Raw genomic sequence first — 6,000 nt, 5'->3', positions numbered from 1 at the left:
CATCCGGCCTCCGGCCAGACAGCCCCCCACCAAGATCTTCATCGGTCTTCTAGGGCGTATTTCGAAAGTCCCGTCTGCGGCGACGCCTGGCACGCACTCCCCCAGAGGGGGGACCCCCAGCCGCGTTGTCGGGATCGCCCCGATACAACCAGTATCGGGGCGACCCTCCGCCTTGCGATCGCACGCTCCCCCATGACGCCGCCGGGCCTGCCCTGCGGGCAGACGACGCTACTTTCGAAACACGCCCTAGTCGCGCTTTGCCCAGCTTGGGTGTTTCACGTGAAACATGCGCATGTTTCACGTGAAACGAGGGCCGCTCCACCGGACCAGGTGGGGCGGCCCTCGGCCTTTTCCTAGGTCTGTACGGCAGGATGTCGCCCATGCCCAGTGCAGAATCGACGCCGACGCCCGTGCACGAGCCGGATTCGGTAAGGCCGACCAGCGACGACCCGGTGGCCGCGGCCGGCAGTGAGCTCATCGGCGGTCCTCTCGGCCGACGGGCCCTGGTGGGGACGTCCTGGTGGACGCCCGTACGGATCGTCGCGCTCGTGGCGATCGGGATGTTCGCCCTAGGACTGATCCAGAAGGCTCCCTGTTACGACGGAGGCTGGTTCTTCGGCGCCACTTCCCAGTACACGCACGCCTGCTACTCGGACATTCCGCACCTCTACCAGGGGCGCGGCTTCGCCGACGGGCTCGTGCCGTACTTCGACAAGCTCCCCGGCGACATGGACTACCTCGAGTACCCGGTGCTGACAGGCGTGTTCATGGAGGTGGCCGCCTGGCTCACGCCCGGCAGCGGCAGCATCCAGCACCAGGAACAGTGGTACTGGATGGTCAACGCCGGGATGCTGATGGCGTGCGCGGCCGTCATCGCCGTCTGCGTGGCCCGGACGCACGCCCGGCGCCCCTGGGACGGCCTGCTCGTCGCCCTGGCACCCGCTTTCGCGCTGACCGCAACCATCAACTGGGACCTGCTGGCGGTCGCTCTGACGGCCGCCGCGATGCTGATGTGGTCGCGGGGCCGGTCCCTGGCCTTCGGTGTCCTGCTGGGGCTCGCCACGGCCGCCAAGCTCTATCCCGTCTTTCTGCTCGGCCCCCTGTTCGTGCTCTGCTGGCGCGCGGGGAAGTGGCGGGACTTCGGCAAGGCCTTCGGCGGTGCGGCCGTCGCCTGGCTGGTGGTGAACCTGCCGGTGATGCTCTTCGCCTTCGAGGGGTGGTCGAAGTTCTACCGGTTCAGCCAGGAGCGGGGCGTCGACTTCGGTTCCTTCTGGCTGATCCTGGCCCAGAACTCCAGCGATCCCCTCACCACGGACAGCGTCAACACGCTCGCCACACTGCTCGTTGTGCTCTGCGCCGTGGGGATTGCGGCGCTGGCCCTGACCGCGCCCCGCCGTCCCCGCTTCGCCCAGCTGGCCTTTTTGATCGTGGCGGCCTTCATTCTCACCAACAAGGTCTACTCGCCGCAGTACGTCCTGTGGCTGGTGCCGCTGGCGGTGCTGGCCCGGCCGAAGTGGCGGGACTTCCTGATCTGGCAGGCCTGCGAGGTCGCCTACTTCCTGGGCATCTGGCTGTACCTCGCGTACACGATGAGCGGAGACGCCCACAAGGGCCTCCCGACCGACGGCTACCACTGGGCCATCGGCGTGCACCTGCTGGGAACGCTCTACCTGTGCGGGGTGGTCGTGCGCGACATCCTGATGCCGGAGCGGGACGTGGTCCGACAGGCCGGAGACGACGATCCCTCGGGAGGCGTGCTCGACGGGGCGGAGGACGTCTTCGTCCTCGGCGCCGCGGCGCACCCGCCCCGGCACGCTTCCCACTTCGACGGACCACAGGTGGACTGGGGCAGGCAGGACGCCACCGAAGGTTCGCCCTGAGCGAACACTGGGTCATCGGGTCACACGGTGACACGGGAAGGGCCGTACACGGAGTCTCCGTGTACGGCCCTTCCCTTTGGCTGCTTCTGTTCAGCCGGCCACGAGCGTCAGCGGTCCACCAGCCGGTCGAACTGCGTGGTGGTGTGTCGCAGATGAGCCACCAGCTCGTCGCCGACGTGCGGCTCCGGGGCGTCCGACGGCACGAACAGGATCGACACCTGCATGTGCGGCGGTTCGGCGAACCAGCGCTGTTTGCCGCCCCAGACGAACGGCGAGAGGTTCCGGTTCACCGTGGCGAGCCCGGCGCGGGCGACGCCTTTGGCGCGCGGCATGACGCCGTGCAGGGCCTTGGGGGCCTCCAGACCCACCCCGTGCGACGTTCCGCCCGCCACGACCACCAGGAAGCCGTCCGAGGCCGCCTTCTGCTGCCGGTAGCCGAAGCGGTCGCCCTTGGCGACGCGCGTGACGTCCAGGACGGCCCCGCGGTACTCGGTGGCGTCGTGGTCCCCCAGCCACAGCCGCGTGCCGATCCGGGCGCGGAAGCGGGTCTGCGGGAACTGCTGCTGCAACCGGGCGAGTTCGTCCGCCTTGAGGTGGCTGACGAACATCGTGTGGAGCGGCAGCCGGGCCGCCCGCAGCCGGTCCATCCAGCCGATGACCTCCTCGACGGCGTCGGAGCCGTCGGTGCGGTCCAGCGGCAGGTGGATGGCGAAGCCCTCCAGCCGGACGTTCTCGATCGCGGAGTGCAGCTGCGCCAGGTCCTGCTCGCTGATGCCGTGCCGTTTCATCGAAGACATCACCTCGATGACCACGCGGGCCCCCACGAGGCCGTACACGCCGTCCACCGACGACACCGAGCGCACGACGCGATCCGGCAGCGGGACGGGCTCCTCGCCACGCCGGTAGGGCGTCAGCACCAGCAGATCGCCGCCGAAGAAGTCCTTGATGCGCGCGGCCTCGTAGGTCGTGCCGACGGCGAGGATGTCCGAGCCCAGCCGGGTGGCCTCCTCCGCCAGCCGCTCGTGCCCGAAGCCGTAGCCGTTGCCCTTGCAGACCGGGACGAGTGCCGGGAACTGCTCCTGCACGTGCTTGTGGTGCGCCCGCCAGCGCGCGGTGTCGACGTAGAGCGTGAGCGCCATGGCCGGACCTGGGACCTTTCTCGTGGCTGCGGTGTGGGGAAGTGCGTCAGAGGTTCAGAAATAGAAAAGCACTGAAACGCGACGTCAGCGGCGCGACATGTAGATGTCGAGCGCCTTGTGGAGCAGCTTGTTGAGCGGGAAGTCCCACTCGCCGAGGTATTCCGCGGCCTGCCCGCCCGTGCCGACCTTGAACTGGATCAGGCCGAACAGGTGGTCGGTCTCGTCCAGCGAGTCGGAGATGCCGCGCAGGTCGTAGACCGTGGCGCCGAGCGCGTAGGCGTCGCGCAGCATCCGCCACTGCATGGCGTTCGAGGGGCGGAACTCACGGCCGATGTTGTCGGAGGCGCCGTAGGAGTACCAGACGTGTCCGCCGACGATCAGCATCGTCGCCGCCGACAGGTTCACGCCGTTGTGGCGGGCGAAGTACAGCCGCATGCGGTTGGGGTCCTCGGTGTTGAGGGCCGACCACATGCGTTGGAAGTACGACAGCGGGCGTGGCCGGAAGTGGTCGCGCACGGCCGTGATCTCGTACAGCCGCTGCCATTCCTCGAGGTCGTGATAGCCGCCCTGGACGACCTCGACACCGGCCTTCTCGGCCTTCTTGATGTTGCGGCGCCACAACTGGTTGAAGTTCTTGTGGACCTCTTCGAGGGAGCGGTTCGCCAGCGGCACCTGGTAGACGTAGCGCGGCTGGACGTCGCCGAAGCCGGCGCCGCCGTCCTCGCCCTGCTGCCAGCCCATGCGGCGCAGCTTGTCGGCCACCTCGAAGGCGCGCGGTTCGATGAAGTCGGCCTCGATGTCGCGCAGCCGCTTCACGTCCGGGTTCTGGATGCCCGCCTTGATGGAGGTGGCCTCCCAGCGCCGGATGATCACCGGCGGGCCCATCTTCACCGAGAAAGCGCCCTGCTGCTTGAGGTGCGCGAGCATCGGTTCCAGCCACTCGTTCAGATTCGGCGCATACCAGTTGATGACCGGACCCTCGGGCAGATAGGCCAGGTAGCGCTTGATCTTGGGCAGTTGGCGATAGAGGACGAGACCCGCGCCGACCAGTTCACCGGTGCGCTCGTCGAACCAGCCGAGGCTCTCCGACCGCCACTCGGCCTTGACATCTGCCCAGGCCGGAACCTGCATGTGGCTCGCCGAGGGCAGGCTCTGGATGTATGCCAGATGCTGCTCACGGCTGATCGTCCTCAGGGTCAGGCTCATTCGGGGCGCTCCTCGGGCTGGTGTGGCCCCATGGGTACGGGGGCTCCGGCTCTCGCGCCGAAGCCTACTGCGCCTTGCGAGCGCCCCGACTGGGCGTACGGAACCTCCACCCCGGCCCGCGCGCGGCCGGGGCGTTCCGTCAGGGTTCGTAGGTGTTCTACGTGTCTCTCGGGGCGGACGGTGCCTGGGGCGCCGGCGCCGGCTGGGTCACCAGACTCCGCCGAAGAGACCGCCGTTGGCCATTCCGATGAAGAAGCCCACGCCCGCGGCACCGAGACCCAGGATCAGACCGAAGCGCTCACGGGTGGTCTCGGAGATCCACTGTCCGTACGCACCGGTGAGGATTCCCACCAGGCCGGTCCAGGAGCTGAGCAGATGCAGGCTGTGGAAGAACGACGTGATGAAGGCCGTCACACCGAGCACCAGCGTCACCGCGAGCAGGGTGTCCTGGAGCGGATGGGGTTTGCCGTCGGTGGCGAAGAGAGATCCGGCGGTATTGGGTCGCAATGCCTGTGCCATGTGGCACCTCCTGCGGAAGGCGGCGCATCGTAGCGCCATACACACCCGACGTGTACAGACTGACGGTCACCCACGCCGGATTTCAACCGGAAGCACGTGTGCAGGTAGTCTGTACCGTCTGCACCGGTGTCTGCCCAGGCAGAGCCAGGGAGTCCGTCCAGTTCAGAGCGGGGATGTCGCTTGCCGATCCCCGACTGTCAGTGGCGGCCGATACCGTTGCGTACGCATCACAACCCTCCTGCCACGGATCGACCGTGGCCGCTGAGTCCAAAGGAGGTGGGTTCCACATGCGTCACTACGAGGTGATGGTCATCCTCGACCCCGATCTCGAGGAGCGCGCTGTCTCCCCGCTGATCGAGAACTTCCTCTCCGTCGTCCGTGAGGGCAACGGAAAGGTGGAGAAGGTCGACACCTGGGGCCGTCGTCGTCTCTCGTACGAGATCAAGAAGAAGCCTGAGGGCATCTACTCGGTCATCGACCTGCAGGCCGAGCCTGCGGTCGTCAAGGAGCTCGACCGCCAGATGAACCTGAACGAGTCGGTCCTCCGGACCAAGGTCCTCCGTCCCGAGACCCACTGAGCTCGCACGCTCAGCTGAACTCGGGATTCTGAGTAGCAGCACAAGCAGCCAGCAGCAAACCCGCCGAGAGGTTCCCCCATGGCAGGCGAGACCGTCATCACGGTCGTCGGCAATCTTGTCGACGACCCCGAGCTGCGCTTCACCCCCTCCGGTGCGGCGGTCGCGAAGTTCCGTGTCGCGTCCACTCCCCGCACCTTCGACCGTCAGACGAACGAGTGGAAGGACGGCGAGAGCCTGTTCCTGACCTGCTCGGTCTGGCGTCAGGCGGCGGAGAACGTCGCGGAGTCGCTCCAGCGAGGCATGCGCGTCATCGTGCAGGGCCGGCTGAAGCAGCGGTCCTACGAGGACCGTGAGGGCGTCAAGCGCACGGTCTACGAGCTGGACGTCGAGGAAGTCGGCGCCAGTCTGCGCAGTGCCACGGCCAAGGTCACCAAGGCCTCCGGCCGCGGTGGCCAGGGCGGCCAGGGTGGTTACGGCGGCGGTGGCGGCCAGGGTGGCGGCGGCTGGGGTGGAAACTCCGGCGGCGGCCAGCAGGGCGGCGGCGCTCCTGCCGACGACCCGTGGGCGACCGGCGCTCCCGCCGGTGGTCAGCAGGGCGGCGGCGGTGGCGGCGGCTGGGGTGGAAACTCCTCCGGCGGCTCCAGCGGCGGCGGCTACTCGGACGAACCCCCCTTCTAG

General features: G+C 68.0%; 6 protein-coding genes. 3 read left to right on the top strand and 3 right to left on the bottom strand.

Annotated elements, in window-relative coordinates:
- Positions 1–380 precede the first annotated feature (380 nt).
- The gene (locus ACIBAF_RS41190; RefSeq protein WP_399470502.1) at positions 381–1,880 is read left to right on the top strand and encodes a glycosyltransferase family 87 protein; all 1,500 of its coding nucleotides are present in this window, start codon (positions 381–383) and stop codon (positions 1,878–1,880) included.
- 107 nt (positions 1,881–1,987) lie between these two features.
- Here the strand turns inward: ACIBAF_RS41190 and ACIBAF_RS41185 are convergent, their stop codons facing one another.
- The 3 genes from ACIBAF_RS41185 to ACIBAF_RS41175 all read right to left on the bottom strand — a co-directional run bounded on the left by ACIBAF_RS41185 (position 1,988) and on the right by ACIBAF_RS41175 (position 4,744).
- Entirely contained in the window at positions 1,988–3,019 is a 1,032-nt protein-coding gene (locus ACIBAF_RS41185; protein WP_079661189.1) for an alanine racemase, read from the bottom strand.
- Positions 3,020–3,103: 84 nt separating this feature from the next.
- On the bottom strand, positions 3,104–4,225 hold the full coding sequence (gene femX / locus ACIBAF_RS41180; protein WP_399470500.1) for a peptidoglycan bridge formation glycyltransferase FemX: 1,122 nt from the start codon (positions 4,223–4,225) through the stop codon (positions 3,104–3,106).
- Between the two features lie 207 nt (positions 4,226–4,432).
- Entirely contained in the window at positions 4,433–4,744 is a 312-nt protein-coding gene (locus tag ACIBAF_RS41175) for a hypothetical protein (protein ID WP_399470498.1), read from the bottom strand.
- A 287-nt stretch (positions 4,745–5,031) separates the two neighbouring features.
- Here ACIBAF_RS41175 and rpsF point away from each other — a divergent pair, with 287 nt between their 5' ends.
- Entirely contained in the window at positions 5,032–5,322 is a 291-nt protein-coding gene (gene rpsF / locus ACIBAF_RS41170; RefSeq protein WP_006604399.1) for a 30S ribosomal protein S6, read from the top strand.
- 78 nt (positions 5,323–5,400) lie between these two features.
- Positions 5,401–6,000, top strand: a complete 600-nt coding sequence (locus ACIBAF_RS41165; protein ID WP_399470496.1) for a single-stranded DNA-binding protein — start codon at positions 5,401–5,403, stop codon at positions 5,998–6,000.

Origin of the sequence: Streptomyces sp. NPDC051677 (assembly GCF_044453465.1) — a bacterium.
Lineage (GTDB): Bacteria > Actinomycetota > Actinomycetes > Streptomycetales > Streptomycetaceae > Streptomyces.
The sequence above is the reverse complement of the archived record's forward strand: the minus strand, read 5'-3'. Positions and strand labels throughout refer to the sequence as shown.